The sequence below is a fragment of the Pseudomonas sp. YA1 genome (genome assembly GCF_058680555.1).
Window position 1 is genome coordinate 57922 of the sequence record NZ_JBZWBG010000017.1, and the last position, 24244, is coordinate 82165.

At 66.8% G+C, this 24244-nt stretch carries 20 protein-coding genes; 8 read left to right on the plus strand and 12 right to left on the minus strand.

Going from position 1 to position 24244, the window contains the following annotated elements; translation table 11 throughout:
- Positions 1–78 precede the first annotated feature (78 nt).
- Positions 79–1203: a branched-chain amino acid ABC transporter substrate-binding protein gene (locus AC4OR5_RS23025; RefSeq protein ID WP_003135508.1), complete on the minus strand. Its 1125-nt coding sequence runs from the start codon at positions 1201–1203 to the stop codon at positions 79–81.
- 619 nt (positions 1204–1822) lie between these two features.
- Here AC4OR5_RS23025 and AC4OR5_RS23030 point away from each other — a divergent pair.
- Both AC4OR5_RS23030 and AC4OR5_RS23035 read left to right on the plus strand, forming a co-directional pair.
- Positions 1823–2761, plus strand: a complete 939-nt coding sequence (locus tag AC4OR5_RS23030) for a LysR substrate-binding domain-containing protein (RefSeq protein WP_003095575.1) — start codon at positions 1823–1825, stop codon at positions 2759–2761.
- Between the two features lie 56 nt (positions 2762–2817).
- Entirely contained in the window at positions 2818–4443 is a 1626-nt protein-coding gene (locus AC4OR5_RS23035) for a methyl-accepting chemotaxis protein (protein WP_021263653.1), read from the plus strand.
- Between the two features lie 46 nt (positions 4444–4489).
- Here AC4OR5_RS23035 and AC4OR5_RS23040 read toward each other — a convergent pair whose 3' ends face one another.
- Both AC4OR5_RS23040 and AC4OR5_RS23045 read right to left on the minus strand, forming a co-directional pair.
- Complete coding sequence (locus AC4OR5_RS23040; protein ID WP_003095579.1) at positions 4490–5185, minus strand: NUDIX domain-containing protein; 696 nt, start codon at positions 5183–5185, stop codon at positions 4490–4492.
- Positions 5186–5199: 14 nt separating this feature from the next.
- A complete protein-coding gene (locus AC4OR5_RS23045; protein ID WP_010895688.1) occupies positions 5200–5802 on the minus strand; it encodes an adenylyltransferase/cytidyltransferase family protein in 603 nt (200 codons plus the stop codon).
- Between the two features lie 109 nt (positions 5803–5911).
- Here AC4OR5_RS23045 and AC4OR5_RS23050 point away from each other — a divergent pair, with 109 nt between their 5' ends.
- The 4 genes from AC4OR5_RS23050 to choE all read left to right on the plus strand — a co-directional run bounded on the left by AC4OR5_RS23050 (position 5912) and on the right by choE (position 9686).
- On the plus strand, positions 5912–6571 hold the full coding sequence (locus tag AC4OR5_RS23050; protein WP_003095584.1) for a nicotinamidase: 660 nt from the start codon (positions 5912–5914) through the stop codon (positions 6569–6571).
- A 2-nt stretch (positions 6572–6573) separates the two neighbouring features.
- Positions 6574–7773, plus strand: a complete 1200-nt coding sequence (gene pncB, locus AC4OR5_RS23055; RefSeq protein WP_033954691.1) for a nicotinate phosphoribosyltransferase — start codon at positions 6574–6576, stop codon at positions 7771–7773.
- Between the two features lie 28 nt (positions 7774–7801).
- Positions 7802–8629 carry an NAD(+) synthase gene (gene nadE / locus AC4OR5_RS23060; RefSeq protein WP_003109458.1) on the plus strand — a complete coding sequence of 276 codons (828 nt, stop codon included), beginning with the start codon at positions 7802–7804 and terminating at the stop codon, positions 8627–8629.
- A gap of 133 nt (positions 8630–8762) precedes the next feature.
- A complete protein-coding gene (gene choE, locus AC4OR5_RS23065) occupies positions 8763–9686 on the plus strand; it encodes a cholinesterase ChoE (protein WP_058159935.1) in 924 nt (307 codons plus the stop codon).
- Between the two features lie 68 nt (positions 9687–9754).
- Here the strand turns inward: choE and azu are convergent, their stop codons facing one another.
- Positions 9755–10201, minus strand: a complete 447-nt coding sequence (gene azu, locus AC4OR5_RS23070; protein ID WP_003095591.1) for an azurin — start codon at positions 10199–10201, stop codon at positions 9755–9757.
- Positions 10202–10476: 275 nt separating this feature from the next.
- Between azu and AC4OR5_RS23075 the strand changes: the two genes are divergently transcribed.
- The gene (locus AC4OR5_RS23075) at positions 10477–11064 is read left to right on the plus strand and encodes a cytokinin riboside 5'-monophosphate phosphoribohydrolase (protein ID WP_031756829.1); all 588 of its coding nucleotides are present in this window, start codon (positions 10477–10479) and stop codon (positions 11062–11064) included.
- Positions 11065–11076: 12 nt separating this feature from the next.
- On the opposite strand, the gene AC4OR5_RS23080 is transcribed toward AC4OR5_RS23075, so the two are convergent.
- The 5 genes from AC4OR5_RS23080 to AC4OR5_RS23100 form a co-directional block, all read right to left on the minus strand.
- Positions 11077–11772 (minus strand): peptidoglycan DD-metalloendopeptidase family protein, encoded by a 696-nt coding sequence (locus tag AC4OR5_RS23080; RefSeq protein WP_003095596.1) that lies wholly within the window; start codon positions 11770–11772, stop codon positions 11077–11079.
- A gap of 186 nt (positions 11773–11958) precedes the next feature.
- The gene (locus AC4OR5_RS23085; RefSeq protein WP_058159936.1) at positions 11959–12810 is read right to left on the minus strand and encodes a mechanosensitive ion channel family protein; all 852 of its coding nucleotides are present in this window, start codon (positions 12808–12810) and stop codon (positions 11959–11961) included.
- Between the two features lie 250 nt (positions 12811–13060).
- On the minus strand, positions 13061–13996 hold the full coding sequence (locus tag AC4OR5_RS23090; RefSeq protein WP_058159937.1) for a transglutaminase family protein: 936 nt from the start codon (positions 13994–13996) through the stop codon (positions 13061–13063).
- Positions 13996–16494 carry a circularly permuted type 2 ATP-grasp protein gene (locus tag AC4OR5_RS23095; RefSeq protein ID WP_023434536.1) on the minus strand — a complete coding sequence of 833 codons (2499 nt, stop codon included), beginning with the start codon at positions 16492–16494 and terminating at the stop codon, positions 13996–13998. The genes AC4OR5_RS23090 and AC4OR5_RS23095 overlap by 1 nt, the downstream gene beginning before the upstream one ends.
- 261 nt (positions 16495–16755) lie before the next feature.
- Positions 16756–18999 (minus strand): YgiQ family radical SAM protein, encoded by a 2244-nt coding sequence (locus AC4OR5_RS23100; protein ID WP_003135540.1) that lies wholly within the window; start codon positions 18997–18999, stop codon positions 16756–16758.
- A 212-nt stretch (positions 19000–19211) separates the two neighbouring features.
- On the opposite strand from AC4OR5_RS23100, the gene AC4OR5_RS23105 reads away from it, so the two are divergent.
- Positions 19212–21113 carry a diguanylate cyclase gene (locus AC4OR5_RS23105; protein ID WP_003112285.1) on the plus strand — a complete coding sequence of 634 codons (1902 nt, stop codon included), beginning with the start codon at positions 19212–19214 and terminating at the stop codon, positions 21111–21113.
- A gap of 1 nt (position 21114) precedes the next feature.
- Here the strand turns inward: AC4OR5_RS23105 and alr are convergent, their stop codons facing one another.
- From alr to rplI, 3 genes are all read right to left on the minus strand, one after another.
- Positions 21115–22191: an alanine racemase gene (gene alr, locus AC4OR5_RS23110; RefSeq protein WP_023098168.1), complete on the minus strand. Its 1077-nt coding sequence runs from the start codon at positions 22189–22191 to the stop codon at positions 21115–21117.
- Positions 22192–22259: 68 nt separating this feature from the next.
- Complete coding sequence (gene dnaB, locus AC4OR5_RS23115; RefSeq protein WP_003095622.1) at positions 22260–23654, minus strand: replicative DNA helicase; 1395 nt, start codon at positions 23652–23654, stop codon at positions 22260–22262.
- Between the two features lie 128 nt (positions 23655–23782).
- On the minus strand, positions 23783–24229 hold the full coding sequence (rplI, locus tag AC4OR5_RS23120; RefSeq protein ID WP_003095627.1) for a 50S ribosomal protein L9: 447 nt from the start codon (positions 24227–24229) through the stop codon (positions 23783–23785).
- Positions 24230–24244 lie beyond the last annotated feature (15 nt).

A 24244-nucleotide genomic window follows, 5' to 3' on the forward strand; every position in this document is an offset into this window, starting at 1 on the left:
GCACGGGCGAGCACTTCAGCAGCTCCCGGACTTACCCATGCGCCGGGTCTGTGCCCGGCGCATGGCGGTCGAGCGCGATCAGGGCAACTGGTGGTACTTGCCCTTGTCGTCCCACTCGTAGACCACGTAGTCGGAGACTTTCAGGTCGCCCTTCTTGTCCCATTCCTTCTTGCCCATCACGGTCTGCACCGGATGCGACTTCAGCCACTCGGCGGCCTTGGCCGGATCGTTGGCGCCGGCGCCGTTGAAGGCCGCCGCCAGGGACTGGATCGAGGCGTAGGAGTAGAGGGTGTAGCCTTCCGGCTCGAAACCGCCGGCACGGAACTTCTCCACCACCGCCTTGCCGTCGGGGATCAGCCGCGGGTCGGCGCCGAAGGTCATCAGCACGCCCTTGACGTACTGCGGACCGCCGGCGGTGGTCGCCAGTTCGTCGGTGACCACGCCGTCGTCGGACATGAACCTGGCGGTCAGTCCCTGTTCACGCATCTGCCGTACCAGCGGACCGGCTTCCGGATGCAGGCCGCCGAAGTAGACGACCTCGGCACCGGAGGCGCGGATCTTGGTAACCAGCGCGTTGAAGTCCTTCTCGCCGCGGGTCAGGCCCTCGTAGAGAACCTCTTTCACGCCGAGCTTGTTCAGTTGCGCCCTGGTGGCGTCCGCCAGGCCCTGGCCATAGGTGTCCTTGTCGTGGATCACCGCGACCTTCTTGGCCTTCAGCACCTTGACGATATAGTCGCCGGCGACCACGCCCTGCTGGTCGTCGCGGCCGCACATGCGAAACATCCCGGAGAGTCCGCGCTCGGTGACCTGCGGGTTGGTGGAACCGGGGGTGATGGCGATGATCCCGGCCTCGTCGTAGACCTCGGATGCGGGGATGGTCGAAGAAGAGCAGAAATGGCCGACCACGGCGATGGCCTTGTCCTGGTCCACCAGGCGGTTGGCCACGGCCACGGCCTGCTTCGGTTCGCAGGCGTCGTCGGCCTTGACCAGCTTGATCTTCTCGCCGTTGATCCCACCCGCCGCGTTGATGTCTTCCGCCGCCTGGGACGCGCCGCGCCAGTATTGCTCGCCGAAGGAGGCGTTGGCGCCGGTATGCGGTCCGGCCACGCCGATCACGACGTCGGCCAGCGCATGCGTGGAAAGACCCATCACGGACGAAACCGCGAGAGCCAGGATGCCTTTTCTGAACAGCTTCTTGGACATGGGGTGTTGCTCCTGAGGATGATGTTGGCGCTCGTAACTACGATGTTGTTGTTGTGTTTCGCTCAACAGGCAGAGCAAGCGGCGTGCCATTCGTTTTTTTCCTGAGTGGCCGGCCACAAGAACTTTAGCCCTCCTTTCCGTTTTTATCTTTGTTATTGGAAATCAGTCATTTAGGCATTTCTCCGAATCCCCTTCGGAGAGCTACAGCCCAGGCCTCACAAGGCCTGAACCGTTCCTAGGAATAACTCTACAACGATATTGAAGCGGTTAGAAACTGCACGTCACTGGTGCGCTGCACGCACTAATTGAGGTCCTCTTTTTCAATGAAAGTGCAGGACAGAGCGGTTTTTAAAATTAATATGAACATGAACTTCCCGGGATTCGGTACTTGACGGAAAAAGTCGATTCGAATACGACATGGACATATCCGTGAGCGACGCCACGTTCGGCGCAAAGCCCTGTGACGGATTCGTCATAAGCCAGCGAATGCTCTATCGCGAGACTTGCCGGCAGTAATAAGCGTCGCCCGGCACTCCGGCAAGCGAGCTTTCCTCCCCACGTCATTCCGTTTATTCATATAACGCGTTCCGCCCGCTCCACCCGCGCCAGGAAACCCGCCATGCTGAACAAACGCCGCCTGCCGTCGATGACCGCCCTGCAATGCTTCGAAGCGGTAGCCCGGCACCTGAGCTTCACCCGCGCCGCCGAAGAGTTGAGCCTGACCCAGAGCGCCATGAGCAAGCAGGTCGCGCAACTCGAGGAGCAACTGCAGCACGCCCTGTTCCGCCGGGTGCGCAAGCGCTTGCAACTGACCCCGGCCGGCGAGCTGTACCTGGCCGAGGTACGCCGCATCCTGCAACAGGTAGAGCTGTCCACCCGCTTCCTGCTTTCCTACGGCGGCGAGACCGAAGTGCTGCGAGTGGCGACCCCGCCGACCTTCGGCGCGCGCTGGCTGATCCCGCAACTGAACGGCTGGCGCCACCGCCACCCGAACATCCACCTCGATCTGCGCCAGGAACTGGAACCGGACGACCTGCGCCAGGGCCATTGCGACCTGGCGTTCTTCTTCGGCCCCGGCACCCTGCCGGGCGCCGAGTGCATACGCCTGTTCGGCGAACAACTGGTGGCGGTCTGCGCGCCATCCCTGCTGCCGGCCGGCGGACTGGACGAACCGACCCAACTGGCGGGGCTGGTGCTGCTGCAGAACGCCAGCCGCGCGGAGGCCTGGCACGACTGGTTCGCCAGCCTGGAGCGAAATTGCCAGGGTTGCTACCACGGTCCACGCTTCGACACCTTCTACATGTGCATCCGCGCCGCCCAGGCCGGTTGCGGGGTAGCCCTGCTACCGCGCTTCCTGGTCGAGGAGGAACTCGCCGAAGGCAAGCTGGCGATCGCCTGGCCGCACGCCCTGCCCAGCCAGGAGGCTTACTACCTGGCCTATCCCGAGCATGCCGCGGAAGTCCCCAAGGTGCGCCATTTCATCGAGTGGATGGTAGAGCGCCTGGAGCAGGAGCAACCCTCAGCGGGCCCCCGCCAGACGCGCCACGGCCCGGTTTGACGTTTCCGCTGCGCGGAACCATCTTTACTCTCACTCGGTTCACCTCGGAACGTCCCATGCTCACTGGCGTCACGGTTCGAATCCGCCTGCTGGTCCTGGCGTTGCTGCCCCTGACGATGCTCGTCACGGTCATCGCGATGGCGCTGGCCAACGCCAGTCGACTCGATGCCAGCTTCCAGGACCTTTTCAACAACCGGATGAAGCCCATCAGCCAGCTCAAGATCGTCGCCGACGCCGTTGCGGTCAGCGTGGTCGACGCCCTGCACAAGTACCGTGCGGGCGTCTTCGATGAAGAGCGCCTGCAGCAGGAGTTGAGTGGGGCGCTGTCGCGCATCGAGAAGTCGTGGGCCGACTATTCCGCAGACCACCGGACTGCCGCCGAGAAGGAAATCATCGAGTCGCTGGTCCCCACCCTGGAACAGGTCAAGCGGATGACCCTGGCATACGGCGAGCAGGCCAGGGCCGGAAGCCTGCGAAACGTCGAGGCCGGCACGTTCAATCGCGAGATGTATGGTGCGTTCGATCCGCTGGGAACCGCGCTGTCGACGCTGATCGACCTGCAGCTCAGCGAAGGCGCCAAGCTCAACGAGCAGATGGAGAAACGCTACGACTCCATGCGCACCACCTTCCTGCTCATCGGCGCCGCAGCCCTGGTCCTCATCGTCGCCGCGGCCTGGTTCATCAGCCTGTCGATCATGCGCCCGCTTTCCGATCTGCGCGGGGTGATCCGCCGCGTGCAGGACTCCTCGAATCTCACGCTCCGCGCCGATGCGCGCGGGCGCGACGAAGTGTCCGATACGGCGCGCGCATTCAATATGATGTTGGAAAGCCAGCAGGCGCTGCTCCGCCATCTCGCCGAAACGGCCAGGAAGCTGACCGTCACCTCGGACGAGATGAGCGCCATCAGCAACCAGGTCAGCCATGTCGCCACGTCCCAGGGCGACCAGACCGACATGGTCGCCACGGCGGTACACCAGATGAGCATGGCGGTCCAGGACGTGGCGCGGAACGCCCAGGCCGCCGCGGCCAGCGCGGAATCGGCGAACAGCGAGGCGCACACCGGAACCGGCCTCGTGCATGCGAACCTCGACGCCATCCAGGGCCTGTCGGTCATGGTCGGAGAGGCGGGAGCCGTCATCGACACGCTACGCAACAAGACCGATGAAATCAGCACCGTCCTGGAAGTCATCCAGAACATCGCCCAGCAGACCAACCTGCTCGCCCTCAATGCCGCGATAGAAGCCGCACGGGCGGGCGAGGCCGGACGCGGGTTCGCGGTGGTCGCCGATGAAGTGCGCAGCCTGGCCACCAATACGCACAAGGCCACCGAAACCATCCGCGAGATGATCGAAGCCCTGCAGGCAGGCGCCAGCAGCGCGGTCAGCGTGATGCAGCAGTCACGCGAGCAGGCCCAGGTCAGCGTCCAGCGCGCCCACGAGGCGGGAAAGGCGCTCGGTCTCATCGCCCAGGCGGTCGAAGGTATCGCCCAGAGCAACGCGCAGATATCCACGGCGACGGAAGAACAGACCGCCACCGCGAGCGAGGTCAGCCAGAACATCGACTCGCTCAATGCCAGCATCGGCGAAGTCGCCGAGGGCGCGGTGAAGACCTCCACCTCCAGTGTCGAGCTGGCGAAGCTGGCAAACGGGCTGGAGCAGCAGATCCAGCGCTTCACCGTCTAGCAAGCGCGGCAGGGAGCGGCCTCACCGGCCCTGCCGCACCCGTTTGTCAGGACGCCAGCAGGCTGCGGTCGAAAACGAAGGCGCCGCCCGGCTTCGGGGTGAAATGCAGGACGTGTTGCGGGCGCCCCATGGGCGGACGCTGGCGTTCGCCGGTGTCCTCGACCCAGCCAGCCTCCTTCATCCGCTCCAGGCGGCCGCGCAGGCTGGAATGCTGGACTTCCTGGCCGATGGCGCACTCGAAGGCCTTCAGCGCCTCGGCCACGGTGAAGCGCGGCGCCAGCAGGAACAGCGGCAGGGCGCTGTACACCGACTTGCTCGCCAGGCGCTCGCAGGCCTGCTGTACCAGTTGGGCGTGGTCGAACGGCAGGGCGAAGCGCTCGCTGCGAACGTCGCGCAGCGGCACGAAGTCGAGGTCGTCGTCCTCCACCCGGGTGTCCGGGCCGACCAGCACCAGGTAGAACACGCTCAGCGACCAGCCGCGCGGGTCGCGTACCGCGTTGCCGACCGTGGCCACCTGCTCGATGTAGGCCGGCTCCAGCCGCGCCTTGTCGCGCAGGGCGCGCACCGCCGCGTCGTCGAGGCTGTGGTCGGCGCTGCGGCCGTTGACCAGCACGCCGGGCAAGGCCCACTGGCCGGCGAAAGGCGCCTGGGCGCGGCGGATCAGCAACAGCTCCAGTCCGTGCCCGGGGTTCAGGCGCAACGCCACGATATCCACGCTGGCCAATACTTCCGCTGAACTCATCGTCACTCCTCTCTTCAGACCGCCTGGCGTTCGCCGCCATAGCAGTGCAGTTCGTCCTTCACTTCCGGCAGGCACCAGGCCTCCGGTACCGCCAGCCCTTCACGCAGGCGCTGGCGGATCATCGAGCTGTGCAGCGGCAGCCGCTCCTCCGCCACCAGCCGGCCGAAGCGCCAGCACAATTCGGCGGCGCGTTCGAAGCGCGGCAGCTCCGCCTCGTTGTCGGCGCCGATCAGCAGGGCGATCCGCGCTGACGCCAGGCCGCTACGCGCGGCCAGCGCTTCCAGCAGGTCGATGCTGTAGACCGCCGGACGATCGGGCATCAATCCTGCTTCGATCGGCTCGCAATACACCCGCCGCGGATCGATTCGCCGGGCCAGCCGCGCCAGCCAGCGGCAGCGCAGCTCGAAATCGCCCATGCGCTTGCCGAAGGCGTGGCGGTGGCTCGGCACCAGGGCGACCCGTTCGGCGCAAAGCAGCGCCCGGCGGATCACCGACTCATGGCCGGGGTGTGGCGGGTCGAACGCCCCACCGTAGACCGCGAGGGCGAAGTCGGGGGCGCGTCCGCCGCTCATCCCGGCAGGCAGTCGGCGAATCCGGGAACTTATTTCATCACGCATAGAAAATACCTTCCACTGCGAAATTTTGTAGTACAAGTGCTTGACGACTTATTTCACGTGATGAATTATGTACCCACATTCAGCCCCAACCCGTCAAGCGGAGGCTTCCATGAATCGCCCCAGCAAGATCGCCAGCTTCGATGTCGACGCCCAGAAAGGCTTCACCCCGCTGTGCCCGGACGAACTGCCGGTGCCCGGCGGCGACGCCATCGGCGCCGCCCTCAACCAACTGGCCAGCCGCGCCGCGCTGCGCCTGGGCAGCAAGGACGCGCACAGCCCGAAGGCTGCCTGGGTAGTGGAAAGCGCCGAGCAGATGCTGCGGCCGCTGGCCTATCCGGACGCCGACCTGACCTGGGTGAGCCACTGCGTACCGGGTACGCCGGGCTTCGAGCTGCTCGACGAACTGCCGCGGCCGATCGACTACGACTTCTTCGTCTGGAAGGGCGTGGAGCCGGACCTGCATCCCTACGGCGCCTGCTACCACGATCTGGCGGAACGCCGCAGCACCGGGGTCATCGAATACCTGAGGCAGAATGGCGTGAGCCATGTGCTGGTGGGTGGCCTGGCGCTGGACTACTGCGTGAAGAACACCGCCCTGCAACTGCGCCGCGCCGGTTTCGAGGTGCTGCTCTACCTGCCCGCCTGCCGGGCCATCGCCGAGGACACCGCGCAGCGGGCCTGCGACGAGATGCGCGACGCCGGGGTGATCCTCTGCGCCGACCTGGAACGACTGGATAGCGCCCTCGCCGGCGCCGACAAGGAGAAGTGAACATGGCCGAAAGCGTCTTTGCCGAGCGCATCGTGCAGAACCTGCTCGATACCGATTTCTACAAGCTGACCATGATGCAGGCGGTGCTGCACAACTACCCCAACGCCGAAGTGGAGTGGGAATTCCGCTGCCGCAACGCCGAGGACCTGCGTCCGTACCTGGCGGAGATCCGCTACCAGATCGAGCGCCTCGCCGAAGTCGAGGTAACCGCCGACCAGCTCGCCTTCCTCGAACGCATCCCGTTCATGAAGCCGGACTTCATCCGCTTCCTCAGCCTGTTCCGCTTCAACCTGCGCTACGTGCACACCGGCATCGAGGATGGCCAACTGGCGATCCGCCTGCGCGGCCCGTGGCTGCACGTGATCCTCTTCGAGGTGCCGCTGCTGGCCATCGTCAGCGAGGTGCGCAACCGTTATCGCTACCGCGAGGTGGTCCTGGAACAGGTCGGTGAGCAGCTCTATCGCAAGCTCGACTGGCTCTCCGCCCAGGCCAGCAGCGAGGAACTCGCGGAATTCCAGGTCGCCGACTTCGGCACCCGCCGGCGCTTCTCCTACCGCACCCAGGAGGAAGTGGTGCATATCCTCAAGCGCGACTTCCCCGGGCGCTTCGTCGGCACCAGCAACGTGCACCTGGCCCGCGAGTACGATCTCAAGCCGATCGGCACCATGGCCCACGAATGGCTGATGGCCCACCAGCAACTCGGCCCGCGGCTGGTCGACAGCCAGCAAGCGGCGCTGGACTGCTGGGTCCGCGAGTACCGCGGGCAGCTCGGCATAGCCCTGACCGACTGCATTACCATGGACGCCTTCCTCGACGACTTCGACCTGTACTTCGCCAAGCTCTTCGACGGCCTGCGCCACGATTCGGGCGACCCGCTGGCCTGGGCGGAGAAAGCCATCGCCCACTACCGCCGCCTGGGTATCGACCCGCAGAGCAAGACCCTGGTGTTCTCCGACGGGCTGGACATGCCCAAGGCGTTGCAGCTGTTCCGCGCGCTACGTGGCAAGATCAACGTCAGCTTCGGCATCGGCACCAACCTGACCTGCGACATCCCGGGGGTCGAGCCGATGAACATCGTCCTGAAGATGACGGCCTGCAACGGCCATCCGGTGGCGAAGATATCCGACGCCCCGGGCAAGACCCAATGCCGCGACGAGAACTTCGTCGCCTACCTCCGCCACGTCTTCAACGTGCCGGCCTAATCCTTTCGCACCTAACGGGAGCCCGAACATGCAACAGATCCAACGCGACATCGCCCAAGCCCTGCAGGTCCAGCCGCCGTTCCAGTCGGAGGCCGACGTGCAGGCGCAGATCGCCCGGCGCATCGCCTTCATCCAGCAGTGCCTGAAGGATGCCGGGCTGAAGACCCTGGTGCTGGGGATCAGCGGCGGCGTCGACTCGCTCACCGCCGGCCTGCTGGCCCAACGCGCCGTCGAGCAACTGCGCGAGCAGACCGGCGACCAGGCCTACCGCTTCATCGCCGTGCGCCTGCCCTACCAGGTGCAGCAGGACGAGGCCGATGCCCAGGCCTCGCTGGCGACCATCCGCGCCGACGAAGAGCAGACCGTCAACATCGGTCCGTCGGTGAAAGCCCTGGCGGAACAGCTGGAAGCCCTTGAAGGACTCGAGCCGGCGAAGAGCGACTTCGTCATCGGCAATATCAAGGCGCGCATCCGCATGGTCGCCCAGTACGCCATCGCCGGCGCCCGCGGCGGCCTGGTGATCGGCACCGACCATGCCGCCGAGGCGGTCATGGGGTTCTTCACCAAGTTCGGCGACGGCGCCTGCGACCTCGCTCCGCTCAGCGGCCTGGCCAAGCATCAGGTGCGCGCCCTCGCCCGCGCCCTCGGCGCTCCGGAGAACCTGGTGGAGAAGATCCCCACCGCCGACCTCGAGGACCTGCGCCCCGGCCATCCGGACGAGGCTTCCCACGGCGTCACCTATGCCGAGATCGACGCCTTCCTGCACGGCCAGCCGCTGCGCGAGGAAGCTGCGCGGGTGATCGTCGACACCTACCACAAGACCCAGCACAAGCGCGAACTGCCGAAGGCGCCCTGAGCCTCCCGGTCCGTGCGGCAGGCCCGTCGTCGACGGGCCTTTGTCGCGGGCGGGAATGTGCCTGTCGCAACCAGGTCTTCAAGTCCGCGCGGCGGCGCGCTAGAAGGAAGCTGAATCCCTGCGAAGGCCAGCCATGCGCACCCGTCTCCCCGCCCTGCTCCTCGGTGTCCTGCTGGCCGGCCAGGCCTGCGGACACACGTCCCCGCTGCTCGCGCCGGTACGGCAGATCCACGCCTTCGGCGACAGCTATTCGGACAACGGCGAAAGCCAGCGACTGACCCGCGAGATGCTCGCCAAGGGCATCGCCGGCGCCCAGGCATTGCCCGGCGAAGTCTACTGGCAGGGCCGCTGGAGCAACGGTCCGACCGCCGTCGAGGTGCTCGCCCGCCAGCTCGGCGCACAACTGGCCGACCATGCGGTGGGCGGCGCCAAGAGCGGAGCGGAAAACTACTACGGCTGGATGAGCGCCTACCGCCATACCGGCCTCGCCGGCCAGGTCGACGCCTACCTCGCCACGCTGGACGGCAAGCCGGCCGACGGCCAGGCGCTGCACTTCATCTTCGTCTCCGCCAACGATTTCTTCGAGCACGAGGATTTCGCCGGCGAGCAGCCCCTGGAACAACTGGCCGGCAGCAGCGTGGCGAACATCCGCGCCGCAGTGCAGCGTCTCGGAGAGGCCGGCGCACGACGCTTCCTGGTGGTCAGTTCGACCGACCTGAGCGTGGTCCCGGCGGTGGTCGTCGGTAACCGGGTCGAGCGGGCGCAGCGCTACCTGCAGGCAGTCAACGCCAGCCTGCCGATCCAGCTCGCCGCCCTGCGCAAGACCCGCGGCCTGGAGCTGAGCTGGTTCGACCATCTCACCTTCAGCCGCCACTTGCGGCGCAACCCGGCACGCTACGGCCTGGTGGAGCTGGACGCGCCCTGCCAGCCGACCCAGCCCAGCGTCCGCCCGGCCTGCGCCAACCCGGACCAGTACTACTTCTGGGACGAGTGGCATCCGACCCGGCGCGTGCACCAACTGGCCGGCGAGGCGATGGCGGCGCGCTACGCGCGCTGAGCCCGGCGCGCGCCCATGAAAAAGCCCGGCAGTGGCCGGGCTTTTTCATGCAGCGGATCGCTCGCGCATCACTTCAGGGTCAGGGTGCCCTTCATCAGCGCGGAGTGGCCCGGGAAGGTGCAGAAGAACATGTACTGCTCGCCTTCCTTCAGCTTGGAGACGTCGAAGGTCACCGAGTCCTTCTCGCCCGAGCCGATCAGCTTGGTGTGGGCGATGACACGGCTGTCGTCGGGCTTCAGGTAATCCTTGTCCAGGCCGGAAGCCATGCCGTCGGTGACCACGCCCTGCATGTCGGCGGCGGTGCTCAGTACCCAGTTGTGGCCCATGACGTTCTTCGGCAGGTTGCCGGGGTGGGACAGGTTGACGGTGAACTGCTTGCAGCTCTTGTCGACGGTGATGGCATTGGTGTTGAACTGCATCTGGTCGTTACCCTGGATGTCCACCGAGCACTCGGCAGCCAGCAGCGGCGCACTGAGCAGGGACAGCAGGGATACCGCAGCGAGTTTACGTAGCATGGAGCAGCCTCCTAGGCAGGTTGGGCGATGAATCCTGAAAGAGCAGACTGCCCGATCGGGCACCGAGTTCCACTGATTCAGGTCAAACCCGAACCGGACGTGGCGGGGCATCGAGCGGGATCTGCCCGGCGTTTACTACGGGGAACTCCTGTTTTAGCACAGATGTGCCGCTTCGCGCCTGCGACGCAACGTCCGGCAACGCTTCGCACGGCTTGGTCGAAGCGCTCCCAGCCGCTACCCTGTGCGCCTTTTTCCACCCCCGACAGGAGTCGATCATGACCTTGCGTTCCGTCTGCGTATTCTGTGGCGCCAGCCCCGGCGCTTCCCCGGTCTACCAGGAAGCCGCCGTGGCCCTCGGCCGGCACCTGGGCGAGCGCGGCCTGACCCTGGTCTACGGTGGCGGCGCGGTCGGTCTGATGGGCACCGTGGCGGACGCCGCATTGGCCGCCGGCGGCGAAGTGATCGGGATCATCCCGCAGAGCCTGCAGGAGGCCGAGATCGGCCACAAGGGCCTGACCCGCCTGGAAGTGGTAGACGGCATGCACGCGCGCAAGGCGCGCATGGCCGAGCTGGCCGACGCCTTCATCGCCCTGCCCGGCGGGCTCGGCACCCTGGAAGAGCTGTTCGAGGTCTGGACCTGGGGCCAACTGGGCTACCACGCCAAGCCGCTGGGCCTGCTCGAAGTGAACGGTTTCTACGATCCGCTGCTGACCTTCCTCGACCACCTGGTCGACGAACGCTTCGTCCGCGCCGAACACCGCGGCATGCTGCAGCGCGGTGCCAGCCCGGAGGCGCTGCTCGATGCCCTCGCCGCCTGGACGCCAAGCGTGGCGCCGAAGTGGGTCGACCGCACCCCGCAGTGATCCGCTCCTCTCTCAGGACGGCGGCAGCAGGCTCAGCGGGTCGAGCGGCCGGCCGTTCTGGCGGATCTCGAAGTACAGTTGCACCCGGTCGGCATCCGAGGAACCGGCCTCGGCGATCTTCTGGCCCTTGCTGACCATCTGCCCCTCCTTCACCAGCAAGCGGCTGTTGTGCGCGTAGGTGCTGGTGTACGAGGTACCGTGCTGGATGATCACCAGGTTGCCGTAGCCACGCATGTTGTTCACCGCGAACACCACCTTGCCGGCCAGCGAGGCCTGTACCGGCTGGCCCAGGGTGCCGGCGATGCGGATGCCCTTGTTGAGCTTGTCGGAACTGGAGAAGCGGCGGATCACCGGCCCCTTCATCGGCCACTGCCAGCCGCGCAGGGTCACCGACGGCGGCGGAGGCGGCGGCTTGCGCGCACGGCTGCTCGACGAGGAGCGGCTGCTGGCGACGTAGGTCGACTTGCGCCCGTCGAAGCGCACTACCTGGCCGACCTTGACCGCGTAGGGCGGGCGGATGCCGTTGGCGCGCGCCAGGTCCTTGTAGTTCCAGCCGTGCCGGGTGGCGATCGAATAGAGGGTGTCGCCGCGCTTGACGCGATACTCGCCGCGCACGACTTTCGGCACCGACGCCCCCGGGCCGGGAGCCTTGGAGCTGCACGCGGATACCGCCAGCAGGACGGCGATCAAGAGCAATCTGAAGAACACACGGAATCCTTTTCCCGATGAAACCCGGCCGGCTGCGGCGACGGTTGCAGGCCCGCACTATACCTTGTTCGCCGGGGTGCCCGTTGGACTCGCCGATGGCCCGTTTTCTCCGCGCGGCCCGCCACCCGGTCCGCGCACAAACGCCAACGCCCCGCAGGACGGGGCGTCGGTGCCGAGCGGGAAACGTCAGGCGCCGGCGGACTGCTGCACGATCACCGTCTGCGCCGGCATCGGTGCCGGGAAGTCGGCGCCGAGGGCGTCCTTGATCACCTTGTTGGTATCGAAATAGACCTGCCAGTAATGGTCGTTGTGGCAATACGGGCGCACCGCCAGCACCGGCCCGACCAGGTTGCACTCGAGGATTTCCACGTCCACCGGCGGCTCGCCGAGCACGTTGGGAATCGCCGCGACGCGCTGCTTGAGCAGGGCGATGGCCGCCTGGTAGTCGGCGGCACCGGAAAGCTGCGCCTTCAACTCGACCCGGCGGAACGGGTTGTGGGTGAAGTTCTGGATGTTGTCGCCGAATATCTTGTTGTTGCCGACCATGGTCAGCACGTTGTCCGGAGTGTTGATCGCCGTGGTGAACAGGCCGATCTCCTTGACCGTGCCGGTCACTCCGCCGGCGCAGATGAAGTCGCCGACCTTGAACGGCCGCAGGACGATGATGAAACCGCCGGCCGCCAGGTTCGCCAGCAATCCCGACCAGGCCATGCCGATGGCCAGGCCGACCGCCGCGATCAGCGCCGCCAGGCTGGTGGTCTGGATGCCGAAGAAACCGAGGATGCCCACCACCAGCAGCACGTTCAGGGTCACCGTGATGAACGAACCCACGTAGCGCAGCACGGTGGGATCGACCTTTTGCCGCTCGAGGGATTTCTGCACCATGCCGACGGCGAAGCCGATCAGCCAGCGGCCGATCACCCAGAAGGCGATGGCCGCGAGAATCTTGATGCCGAAGGCGAAGGCGTACTGGGACACCGTCGCCCAGAGCGCGTTGATCTTCTCGGTACCTACGTTGACGATCGTCGTGTCATCCATATCGCTCACCGTGCGCAAGGAAGGAGTCTGGCTCCGTACGAGAACCGCCCCTGGCACCGGAAAGGCAGGCTCCGGCCCTTGGCCCGACAACGTCCGTAGCGGATTCTGGAAAAGCTAGCACGGCGCCGCGAATTTGCCGGAGCACCGCTTCGTTGTCCCCAAACGGCGTGGGCGAGGCTGTGGACAACCTGGGTGAAAAGGTCCGGGAGTCCCGGGCGGCAGGGCCTCCGCGGAGCCGATCATTTTTTGATCAGCCGGCAGTTTCCCGTAGCGGCAGCACCGTCACCCGCACCTCCGGGTCATGGCTACCACCGCCGAGGATCACTCCGCGCAGCGGCGACACATCGGAAAAATCCCGCCCCCAGGCCAGGGTGATGTGCTCCAGGTCGGGCAACAGGTCGTTGGTCGGGTCGAAATCCACCCAGCCGTTCTCCGGGCAATACAGCGAGACCCAGGCATGCGAGGCGTCGGCGCCGATCAGTCGCGCCTGCCCGGGCGGCGGGCGGGTCAGCAGGTAGCCGCTGACATAGCGCGCCGCCAGTCCGCGCGCGCGCAGGCAGGCGAGCATCAGGTGGGCGAAGTCCTGGCAGACCCCGCGACGGCGCTCCAGCACTTCGTCCAGCGGCGTCGCCACCTGGGTGGCCTGCGCATCGAAGGCGAACTCGCGGAAGATTTTCTCCATCAGTGCCGCCGCCGCCACCAGCAACGGCCGTCCGGGCGGGAAGCAGTCGGCGGCGAACTCGGCGAATCGCCGCTGGATGCGCACATAGGGCGACTCGACGCGATAGCGGCAGGCTTCCAGCTCGGCGGCGGACAGCGCCCACCCGGAAAATGCCAGCCCGGCGGCGACGGTTTCCCATGCCGGCGACGCGGTCAGTTGCGCCGGCGCATGGGCGAACACTTCGATCTGCAGTCGCGCGCTGACCCGCAGCGCCTCGTGGGGACGCTCGAAGGCCAGCCGGCTCAGCGGATTGCCGAATGCGTCGTGGCCATCCTCGCGCCGGCTCGGCCCCGGCTCGATCAGCAGTGCCCGCTCATGACAGGCCTGCCAGGCGCATTCGCGTGGCCAGAGATGCGCCAGTTGCCGCGACAGCGAGACCGGCGTCGCATAGCGGTAATGGGTGTCGTGCAGCACCTGGTAGCGGGCGCCCTGGAGCGGAACGGAGCGAAGCGCGGGTGCGGACATCAGGTGGATACCGTTCTCTGGCTGACATCGTCGACATGGGCGAAATAGCGCAAGCCTAGCCGATCGGAGACCTGTCCGGCGCAGGCGGCGATGTCGCGCAGCAGTCGCGCCAGCCCGACGAGCACCTCGTCGAGTCCTGCCGCGCCGAACAGCGGGCTTTCCAGGGCCGCCAGATCGAAGCTGCGCAGGCGTTCGCCCAGGGTCCTGAGTTCCCGCTCCCGTGGCGCGCCGAACTCCTCGTGCAGGCGCTCCAGCGAACGCTCCAGGGCCTGCAACTGGAAGCGCAGCGAGTGCGGGTTCTGCTCGTGCAACAGGAGCAGGTCGAGCACCGGGACCAGCTGCGGCGACGCCAGGTAGCGCGAGCGGTAGGTGATGCCGCTGTTACCCAGTTCCAGCAGCCATTCCAGCGCGCCGGCGTCCCAGGCGCTACCGCCGTCGAGGAAGGCGGCGATGCTCTCGGCGAAGAAGCGCACGCGCTCGATACGCCGGCCGATCATCAGGAAACGCCAGCCGTCGTCGCGGGTCATGTCGTCGAGGGCGAAACCGGACAAGGCAGCCAGGGACATCACTAGCCGGTTGAGGAAGTCCAGCGCTTCGCCGAGGTCGGTGCGTGCCGGATCGAGCGCCTGCATGTCGCGTTGCAGTTCCAGCAAGGCCAGCCAGTTTTCCCCGGACAAGCGCCCACGCACCTGCGCCGCCGCCCAGTGCAGGCGCCGCAGGTTGGCGCACAGGCTGGCCGGCCAGTGCTCGTCGAGCAGCGCCTGCAACAGGCGCCGCTCCAGCGGCGCGCCATCCCCGGGCAGCAGGCCGATGCCGCCGGCCAGGGCCAGGGCGCTGCGCAGCGCCTCTTCGTCGCCATCGGCATCCACGTAGCGCGACAGCACCACCCGCAGCAGGCGCGCGTGGTCGTCGCAACGCTCGGCATAGCGGCCGTACCAGAACAGGTTTTCCACCACCCGCGACGGCAGGTAGGGATCCTCGCGGACCAGGTCGCGCACGCCGAGCCGGCGCGGCCGCCACGGCTCGCCGCCGACCGCACGCTCGGCCAGTACCCAGGTGTCCTTGCTGGCGCCGCCGCGTTGCATCGACACCACCTCGGCATCCGCCGCCGAGGCTACTCGGGTCAGACCGCCGGGCATCACCCAGTAGCGTCCGTCGGCGGCGGCGACGGCGAACACGCGCATGCCGATGGCCCGCGACTGCAGGCCGACGCCGGCCTCGCCGTCGCGCCAGACCGGCGCCTGGGACAACTGCGCCAGGCGTTGCGCCACGTAGGCCTGCGGGCGCTCGCGCAAGCGCTCGCCGAGGGATGCCAGGCCGGCACCGTCGAGGGCGTGGCCGAACAGCGGTTCGCAGCGCTGGCCGGGAAAGGCCGGCTTGATCACCAGGTCGGGCAGTGCCGCGAGTATCGCCTCGAGGGCCTGCGGCTCGCCGCACCAGCGGGTGTCGAGCGAGGGCAGCGCCAGCTCCTCGCCGAGCAGGCGGCGACAGGCCTGCGGCAGGAAGCCGAGCAGGCCGGGCGATTCCAGCACCCCGCTGCCCAACGCGTTGGCCACCAGCACGCGTCCCTGGCGTACCGCCTCGAGCAGGCCGGGAATGCCCAGCGCCGAGTCGGTACGTAATTCCAGCGGGTCGCAGAAATCGTCATCGAGGCGCCGCAATACCGCGTGCACCCGTTTCAGGCCGCCGAGGGTCTTGAGATAGAGGGTGGCGTCGCGCACCGTCAGGTCGTGCCCCTCGACCAGCGGGAAACCGAGCTGGCGCGCCAGGTAGAGATGCTCGAAGTAGGTTTCGTTGAAACGTCCGGGAGTCAGCAGTACCACCAGCGGCGTCTCGCCGTCGCCGGCGGCCTGGCTGGCGAGGGTCTCCTGCAGGGTGCGGAAATACCCGGCGAGATGCTGCACGCGCAGGTCGCGATAGAGTTCCGGCAAGGCCCGCGAGACGATCTGCCGGTTCTCCAGCGCATAGCCCGCGCCGGACGGCGCCTGGGTGCGGTCGGCGAGGACCTGCCAGCATCCGTCGGCATCGCGCGCCAGGTCGACGGCATAGCTGTGCAGGAAAATCCCGCCGGGCGGCCGGATGCCGAGCGCCGGCCAGAGGAAGTTCGGATGGCCGAAGACCAGTTCGCTGGGCAGCAGCCCTTCGGCGAGCAGACGCTGCTCGCCGTACAGGTCGGCCAGCAGCGCGTTGAGCAGCCGAGCACGCTGTGCCACGCCGGCGGCGATCGGCTGCCACTCGGCGGCGGACAGCAGGTTCGGCAGAAGGTCCAGCGCCCAGGGGCGGTCAGTGCCCTTGGGATCGGCGTAAACGTTGTAGGTGACGCCGTTCTCCTGGATCTGCCGTTCCACCAGGGCCTGGCGCTGGCGCAGTTGCTCAGGGCTGCTGCGCTCCAGTTGGCGGAACAGCCGCTGCCAATGGGGACGCACGCCACCCTGGCGATCGAGCAGCTCATGGTAGGCCGTATCGGTGAACGGATAGTGGGCAAGCAGCTCGGGCATCGAAGGCTCGCGGGGCTGGGGTTGCGGTCACTGTAGCGGAGTCGGCGACGCGCCGCCGGAGCGAAGCGACGAGGCGTTGCCGGGTCCGCCAGCGCGGTTCTCCGCGAAGACCGGGTTGCCCCGGAAGCGCAAGACTTGTGCCAGCGCCGCCAGGCCCGGGAGGCCAGGAGGTCGCGCCACGGCGATGCACCGCGACGGTGCGCGACCGCTGGCAGGGTTGCAGCCACGCACCCTTTGCGGGCGGCAGGGCCGCCCCGGCGATCAGCGCGGGATGTTCGGCTGGCGCGACTTCTTCTTGCCCTTGGCGAAGGCCGTCGCCTTGTTCTGCTGGCCCTTGCTCCACGGCTTGCCGCCGTCGCTGGCGCGTGGCGGCAGGCCGGTATGCTGGGTCAGCAGCTTGCCGGCCTTCTTGCTGCCGGCCGGCGTCGAGTTCTTCCGCCGGGCGCTCTGGTATTCGCCGGTATCCGGCTGGTAGGTCGGGACCAGGTGGTGCTTGCCATTGCCGATCAGGTCGGCGCGCCCCATCCGCTCCAGCGCCTCGCGCAGCAGCGGCCAGCCTTTCGGGTCGTGGTAGCGCAGGAAGGCCTTGTGCAGGCGCCGCTGCTGGTCGCTCTTGACGATGGTCACGCCATCGCTCTTGTAGGTGACCTTGCGCAGCGGGTTCTTGCCCGAGTGATACATCGCGGTGGCGGTGGCCATCGGCGAGGGATAGAACGCCTGGACCTGGTCGGCGCGGAAGCCGTTGCGCTTGAGCCACAGGGCCAGGTTCATCATGTCTTCATCGGTGGTCCCGGGGTGGGCGGCGATGAAGTACGGGATCAGGTACTGCTCCTTGCCGGCTTCCTTCGAGAACTTCTCGAACATCTGCTTGAAGCGGTCGTAGGTGCCGATCCCCGGTTTCATCATCTTGTCCAGCGGACCGCGCTCGGTGTGCTCCGGGGCGATCTTCAGGTAGCCGCCGACGTGGTGGGTCACCAGTTCCTTGACGTACTCGGGCGACTCGACGGCGAGGTCGTAGCGCAGGCCGGAGGCGATCAGGATCTTCTTCACCCCCGGCAGCGCCCGGGCCTTGCGGTACAGCTCGATCAGCGAGCTGTGGTCGGTATCGAGGTTCTCGCAGATGCCGGGGAACACGCAGGACGGCTTGCGGCAGTGCCGCTCGATGTCCGGGCTCTTGCAGGCGATGCGGTACATGTTCGCCGTCGGTCCGCCAAGGTCGGAGACCACGCCGGTGAAGCCGGGCACCTTGTCGCGCATCTCCTCGATCTCGCGGATGATCGAGTCGTGCGAGCGGTTCTGGATGATCCGTCCCTCATGCTCGGTGATCGAGCAGAAGGTGCAGCCGCCGAAGCAGCCACGCATGATGTTCACCGAGAAGCGGATCATCTCGTAGGCGGGAATCTTCGCCTTGCCGTAGGCCGGGTGCGGTACGCGGGCATAGGGCATGCCGAACACGTAGTCCATTTCCTCGGTGCTCATCGGAATGGGCGGCGGGTTGAACCAGACATCCACTTCGCCGTGCTTCTGCACCAGGGCACGGGCGTTGCCCGGGTTGGTCTCCAGGTGCAGCACGCGGTTGGCGTGGGCATAGAGCACCGGGTCGTTGCGCACCTTCTCGAAAGACGGCAGGCGGATCACGGTCTTCTCCCGGGTCAGCCTGGGGTTCGCCAGCAACTGCACGACCTTGGCTTCCTGCGGGTCCTCCTGCACGCCCTTTTCCTGCTCGATGGCGCAGGCGGCAGTGTCCTGGGTATTCACGTAGGGATTGATGATCTTGTCGATCTTGCCCGGCCGGTCGATCCGCGTGGAATCGATCTCGAACCAGCCCTCCGGGGTGTCGCGACGGACGAAGGCGGTGCCGCGCACGTCGGTGATCGCGCTCAGCGGTTCGCCCTGGGCCAGGCGCTGGGCGATTTCCACCACCGCACGCTCGGCGTTGCCGTAGAGCAGGATGTCGGCCGTGGCGTCCATCAGGATCGAGCGGCGGACCTTGTCCTGCCAGTAGTCGTAATGGGCGATACGGCGCAACGAGGCCTCGATCCCGCCGAGGATCACCGGCACATGGCTGTAGGCCTCCTTGCAGCGCTGGCTGTAGACCAGGCTGGCGCGGTCCGGGCGCTTGCCGGCCAGGCCGCCGGGGGTGTAGGCGTCGTCGGAACGGACCTTCTTGTCCGCGGTGTAGCGGTTGATCATCGAGTCCATGTTGCCGGCCGCCACGCCGAAGAACAGGTTCGGCTCGCCGAGCTTCATGAAGTCGTCCTTCGACTGCCAATCCGGCTGGGCGATGATGCCGACGCGGAACCCCTGGGCCTCCAGCAGGCGGCCGATGATGGCCATGCCGAAGGACGGGTGGTCGACGTAGGCATCGCCGGTGACGATGATGATGTCGCAGGAGTCCCAGCCAAGCTGATCCATCTCTTCCCTACTCATAGGCAGGAAGGGCGCCGGACCGAAACACTCGGCCCAGTACTTGGGATAGTCGAACAGCGGCTTGGCGGCTTGCATCACGGGCACCAGGGGGTATCTCTAGGAATAGGGGGTCGCGAAAACGCGGGCGCGGAATATAGCACAAAAAATGAGCAATTCCGACGTTTTCACTGGGTATTGCCTGCCGTCGGCCGGCTTCGAAAAAATGCCATCATTTCGCCACCTTGTTTCTATACTCCATTCATCGTCATCTCACCCGGCCTCTAAGGCAGGCCCCCGGGAGAGTCATCGTGCGCCATCCTCTTGCCCTGCTCGCGGTCATCTTCCTGCTACTGGCCAGCGCCGTTTCGCGCGCCGCGCCGGAGTTTCCGGCGCCTCCGGCCAGCGGCGCCTGGTTGAACGGCTCGCTGGACCTGCTCGAAGACCCCGATGGCAACCTGGCGGTGGAGGACCTCGAACAAGCGGAGCAGGCCGGCCGCTTCGTCGCCGCCGCCGGCCGCACCAGCGTCGGCCTCAGCCGCAGCGCCTGGTGGCTGCGCCTCGACCTGCCGAGACGCGAGGCGGTATCCGGCGGCTGGTGGCTGGAAGTCGCCAGCGCCAGCCTGCACGACCTGCGCCTGTATCTCCCCGACGAGCGCGGCGGGTTCCGTGAACATCGCAGCGGCGAAGCGGTGCCCTTCGCCGAGGGCCGCGACCACGCCTACCGTCATCCGCTGTTCCGGATCCCTCCCGGCGATGGGCCGTTGCGCGTCTACCTGCGCAGCTACGATCCCGGCGGCAACGCCTTTCCGCTGAGGCTCTGGAGCCACGACGAACTGCTGGAATACCGCAGCCAGGGCAACCTGCTGTTCGGCATGGCCTACGGGCTGATCCTCGCCCTGCTGCTGTACAACCTGTTCCTCTTCACCAGCCTGCGCGATCGCGCCTATTTCTGGTACGTGCTGACCGCTGCCAGCGCGCTGGTGCTGACCCTGAGCATCAGCGGCCATGGTTTCGAGTATTTCTGGCCCGAGCGGGCGGTGCCCTGGTGGCTTGACCGCCTGGCGCTGCTGGCGATCTGGGGCATCTGCGTGATCCGCTTCAGCCAGAACCTGCTGCAAAGCCGGCAGCACGCACGCTGGGCCCATCACCTGCTGAACGCCTGTTGCCTGCTGTTCCTTGCCTGCCTGGCGTTCAACGCCGCCGGCTGGCGCTGGCAGGCGGCCGGCGTGCTGGCGCTGACCCTGCTGGCCAACCTGCCGATCGCCATCGGCCTGGCAGTGCAGCGCTGGCGCCAGGGTTCGGCCACGGCGCGCCTGTACCTGGTCGGCTTCGGCCTGGTGCTCGGCAGCGTCAGCCTTGGCGTGATGCGCGCCACCGCGCTGGTCCAGCCGACCTCGGCCAACGCCATGGTCTTCCCCCTGGCGCTGACCCTGGAGGCCCTGCTGTTTTCCCTGGCGCTCGCCTCGCGCATCCAGGACCTGAAGCAGGAAAGGGCCCTGGCCCTGGACCAGGCCGACCAGGAAAAGAATGCGCGCCTGGCCCTGCTGCACAGCGCGCAGCGCGACCTGGCACGCGCCGTGGAAGTCCGTACCAACGAGCTGAGCGAGGCCAATCGCCAGTTGCAGATGCGCGAAGCGCAACTGCAGTACGCCGCCCATCACGACCCGCTGACCGGGCTTGGCAACCGCAGGCACCTGATGGAGTTCGCCGAAAGTGCCCTGGACGACGCGCGCCGCCACGGCAACAGCATGGCGCTGCTGCTGATCGACCTGGATCACTTCAAGCCGATCAACGACACCCATGGCCACGATGCCGGCGACTTCGTCCTGCAGAACGTGGCCCAGCGGCTGCGCCATTGCGTGCGCACCGAGGATTGCGTGGCACGCCTCGGCGGCGACGAATTCGCCGTGCTGGTCGGCGGGTCGAATGCCGAGCAGCATGCCCGCGACATCGCCGAACGCCTGCTGCGAGAACTGGCGAAACCGGTGGAGTTCGCCAAGCAGTGGCTGGTGATCACACCGAGCATCGGCGTCGCCCTGTTTCCCGGCGACGCCCTGCAGTTCGGCAAACTCTACAAGGCCGCCGACCAGGCGCTGTACCGGGTCAAGGGCGCCGGGCGCGCCGGCTATGCGATGGCTGCCGACGATGAACGCGAGACCGCGCCGGCGCTCCCCTGGCCGACCGCCCTGGCACCGGAGCGTATCTCCTGAATCAGTGGCTGTAGCGTCGCGGAACCCGGGCCGTGACCTTGCTCAGAAGCTCGTAGCCGAGGGTGCCGCAGGCACGGGCGACCTCGTCCACCGACAACCCGGCGCCCCACAACTCCACCGGGTCGCCAACGCGAGCCTCCGGCAGGTCGGAGAGGTCGACCGCCAGCATGTCCATCGAGACCCGCCCGGCCAGGGTCGCGCGGCGTCCCCCGACCAGTACCGGAGTCCCGGCTGGCGCGGTGCGCGGGTAGCCGTCGGCGTAGCCGCAACTGACCGTGCCGATCCGCGCCGGCCGCTCGGCGATCCAGGTGGCACCGTAGCCGACGCTCTCGCCCACGGCCACCTCGCGCAGCGAAATCAACTGCGCGCCCAGGCTCATGGCCGGCTTCAGGCCCAGTTCGGCGGCACTCAGGTCGGCCAGCGGGGTCGACCCGTAGAGCATGATCCCCGGCCGTAGCCAATCCATGTGGGCGGCCGGGATGGTCAGCACCGCCGCCGAGTTGGCCAGGCTGCGCTGGTCGAAATCCAGGTCGAGCAGGCCGAGGAAACTCTCCAGCTGCTGCTCGGTGAGCGGATGGTTGCGTTCGTCGGCGCAGGCGAAATGGCTGATCAGGTTCAGTTCGCGCACACCGGGATGGTTGCGCAGGCGCGCATGCCAGGCGCGCAGCGCGACGGGATCGAAGCCCAGGCGGTGCATGCCGGAGTCGAGCTTGAGCCAGACGTTGAGTGGAATATCCAGGCCGGCGGCGAGGAACGCCTCGCCCTGTTCCGCGCCCTGGATCACCAGGTCCAGGCGCAATTGCCCGGCGAGGGCGTATTCGCTCGCCTCGAAGCAGCCTTCCAGCAACAGGATGCGCGCGCTGGCGTGCAAGGCGCGGACTTCCGCGGCCTCCTCCAGGCAGGCTACGGCGAAGCCATCGGCATCGTCGTGCAACGCGGTAACCACTTCGCGCGCACCGTGGCCATAGGCGTTCGCCTTGACCACCGCGAACGCCTGGCGCTGCGGCGCGCAGCGCTTGGCCAGGGCATAGTTGTGGCGAATGGCGGAAAGGTCGACGGTGGCAACGAGGGGACGCATGGCATCGGGTCCTGCAACTGAAACGGGTGCCTATGGTAAGGCGCCCGCCGGGCAAGACCCAAGCCGGGTCATTCGTCCTCGAAGTTGTACATGCCGGCGGCAAGGTTCTCGAAGCGCGTGTATTTGCCGATGAAGGCCAGGCGCACCGTGCCGATCGGACCGTTACGCTGCTTGCCGATGATGATTTCGGCGACGCCCTTGAACTCGGTCTCCGGGTGGTACACCTCGTCGCGGTAGACGAACATGATCACGTCGGCGTCCTGCTCGATCGCCCCGGATTCGCGCAAGTCGGAGTTCACCGGGCGCTTGTTGGGTCGCTGCTCCAGGGAGCGGTTGAGCTGCGACAGGGCGATCACCGGGCAGTTGAATTCCTTCGCCAGGGCCTTCAGCGAGCGGGAGATCTCGGAAATCTCGTTGGTCCGGTTGTCGCCGCTGGAGCCGGGTATCTGCATCAGCTGCAGGTAGTCGATCATGATCAGCGCCAGGTCGCCGTGCTCGCGCACCAGGCGACGGGTCCGCGCACGCATTTCCGAGGGGCTGATGCCGGCGGTGTCGTCGATGAACAGCTTCTTGTCGTTGAGCAGGTTGATCGCCGAGGTCAGGCGCGGCCAATCCTCGTCGTCGAGCTTGCCGGAACGGACCTTGGTCTGATCGATGCGACCGAGCGACGAGAGCATACGCATCACGATCGAGTCGGAGGGCATCTCCAGGGAGTACACCAACACGGCCTTGTCGGTGCGCATCACCGCATTCTCGACCAGGTTCATGGCGAAGGTGGTCTTACCCATCGACGGACGCCCGGCGACGATGATCAGGTCGGCCGGCTGCAGGCCGCTGGTCTTCTCGTCGAGGTCGGTGAAACCGGTGGACACCCCGGTCAGCGCCTCGCTGGTGTTGAACAGGTAGTCGATGCGGTCGATGGTCTTGACCAGGATATCGCTGATCCCCACCGGCCCGCCGGTCTTCGGTCGCGCTTCGGCGATCTCGAAGATCTTCCGCTCGGCCTCGTCGAGGATCTCGTTGGCGCCGCGCCCTTCCGGGTGGAAGGCGCTGTCGGCGATCTCGTTGCTGATGCCGATCAGTTGGCGCAGGGTGGCGCGCTCGCGGATGATCTGCGCGTAGGCCTTGATGTTGGCGACCGACGGAATGTTCTTCGCCAGTTCGCCGAGATAGGCCAGGCCGCCGACCTGGGCCAGTTGTCCTTCCTTCTCCAACTGCTCGGAGAGGGTCACCACGTCGATCGGCTGGTTGGCCTCGGCCAGCTTGTAGATGGCGCGGAAGATCAGGCGATGGTCATGGCGGTAGAAGTCGCCGTCGGACACCGAGTCCGACACCCGCTCCCAGGCGTTGTTGTCCAGCATCAGGCCACCCAGCACGGCCTGCTCGGCCTCGATCGAGTGCGGCGGCACCTTCAGGGCTGTGGTTTCCAGGTCGTATTGCTCGGGGCTGGTGATCTCGTTCATAGACTCGACGCAAGAAAAAGGAACAGCGGAAAAAACAACGGGCACGGTGCCGTTGCCGGTACCGTGCCCGATGTTAGCGGACTGCCGCGGACACGCATATGCCCGCCCAGCCCTACCGATCGGATCGCTTACTCAGCGACGATGATCAGCTTCAGAGTGGTTTCCACGTCGGTGTGCAGGTGCACGGCGACGTCGAACTCACCGGTGTTGCGCAGCGCGCCGTTGGGCAGGCGAACTTCGGCTTTTTCCAGCGGGTAACCGGCAGCGGAAACGGCTTCGGCGATGTCGCGGGTGCCGATCGAACCGAACAGCTTGCCTTCGTCGCCAGCGTGGGCGCCGAGGGTTACCACCAACTCGGAGAGCTGGGCAGCACGGGCTTCGGCAGCGGCCTTCTTCTCGGCGGCAGCCTTTTCCAGCTCGGCGCGGCGGGCTTCGAACGCAGCGACGTTCTCGGCGGTGGCGACGGTGGCCTTGCCCTGCGGCAGCAGGAAGTTACGGGCGTAACCGCCCTTGATGTTCACCTTGTCGCCCAGGTTGCCCAGGTTGGCGACTTTTTCCAGCAGGATGACTTCCATTTGAGTCTTACCTCT

Bases quoted from the DNA above. Each gene is read 5' to 3' on its own strand.
- AC4OR5_RS23090 (WP_058159937.1), bottom strand. From the start codon at position 13,996: ATGTCCGCACCCGCGCTTCGCTCCGTTCCGCTCCAGGGCGCCCGCTAC.
- pncB (WP_033954691.1), top strand. From the start codon at position 6,574: ATGGCCGAAAGCGTCTTTGCCGAGCGCATCGTGCAGAACCTGCTCGAT.
- AC4OR5_RS23085 (WP_058159936.1), bottom strand. From the start codon at position 12,810: ATGGATGACACGACGATCGTCAACGTAGGTACCGAGAAGATCAACGCG.
- AC4OR5_RS23045 (WP_010895688.1), bottom strand. From the start codon at position 5,802: ATGCGTGATGAAATAAGTTCCCGGATTCGCCGACTGCCTGCCGGGATG.
- AC4OR5_RS23095 (WP_023434536.1), bottom strand. From the start codon at position 16,494: ATGCCCGAGCTGCTTGCCCACTATCCGTTCACCGATACGGCCTACCAT.
- choE (WP_058159935.1), top strand. From the start codon at position 8,763: ATGCGCACCCGTCTCCCCGCCCTGCTCCTCGGTGTCCTGCTGGCCGGC.
- AC4OR5_RS23050 (WP_003095584.1), top strand. From the start codon at position 5,912: ATGAATCGCCCCAGCAAGATCGCCAGCTTCGATGTCGACGCCCAGAAA.
- AC4OR5_RS23100 (WP_003135540.1), bottom strand. From the start codon at position 18,999: ATGCAAGCCGCCAAGCCGCTGTTCGACTATCCCAAGTACTGGGCCGAG.
- AC4OR5_RS23075 (WP_031756829.1), top strand. From the start codon at position 10,477: ATGACCTTGCGTTCCGTCTGCGTATTCTGTGGCGCCAGCCCCGGCGCT.
- AC4OR5_RS23030 (WP_003095575.1), top strand. From the start codon at position 1,823: ATGCTGAACAAACGCCGCCTGCCGTCGATGACCGCCCTGCAATGCTTC.
- AC4OR5_RS23025 (WP_003135508.1), bottom strand. From the start codon at position 1,203: ATGTCCAAGAAGCTGTTCAGAAAAGGCATCCTGGCTCTCGCGGTTTCG.
- alr (WP_023098168.1), bottom strand. From the start codon at position 22,191: ATGCGTCCCCTCGTTGCCACCGTCGACCTTTCCGCCATTCGCCACAAC.
- AC4OR5_RS23040 (WP_003095579.1), bottom strand. From the start codon at position 5,185: ATGAGTTCAGCGGAAGTATTGGCCAGCGTGGATATCGTGGCGTTGCGC.
- nadE (WP_003109458.1), top strand. From the start codon at position 7,802: ATGCAACAGATCCAACGCGACATCGCCCAAGCCCTGCAGGTCCAGCCG.
- dnaB (WP_003095622.1), bottom strand. From the start codon at position 23,654: ATGAACGAGATCACCAGCCCCGAGCAATACGACCTGGAAACCACAGCC.
- azu (WP_003095591.1), bottom strand. From the start codon at position 10,201: ATGCTACGTAAACTCGCTGCGGTATCCCTGCTGTCCCTGCTCAGTGCG.
- AC4OR5_RS23035 (WP_021263653.1), top strand. From the start codon at position 2,818: ATGCTCACTGGCGTCACGGTTCGAATCCGCCTGCTGGTCCTGGCGTTG.
- rplI (WP_003095627.1), bottom strand. From the start codon at position 24,229: ATGGAAGTCATCCTGCTGGAAAAAGTCGCCAACCTGGGCAACCTGGGC.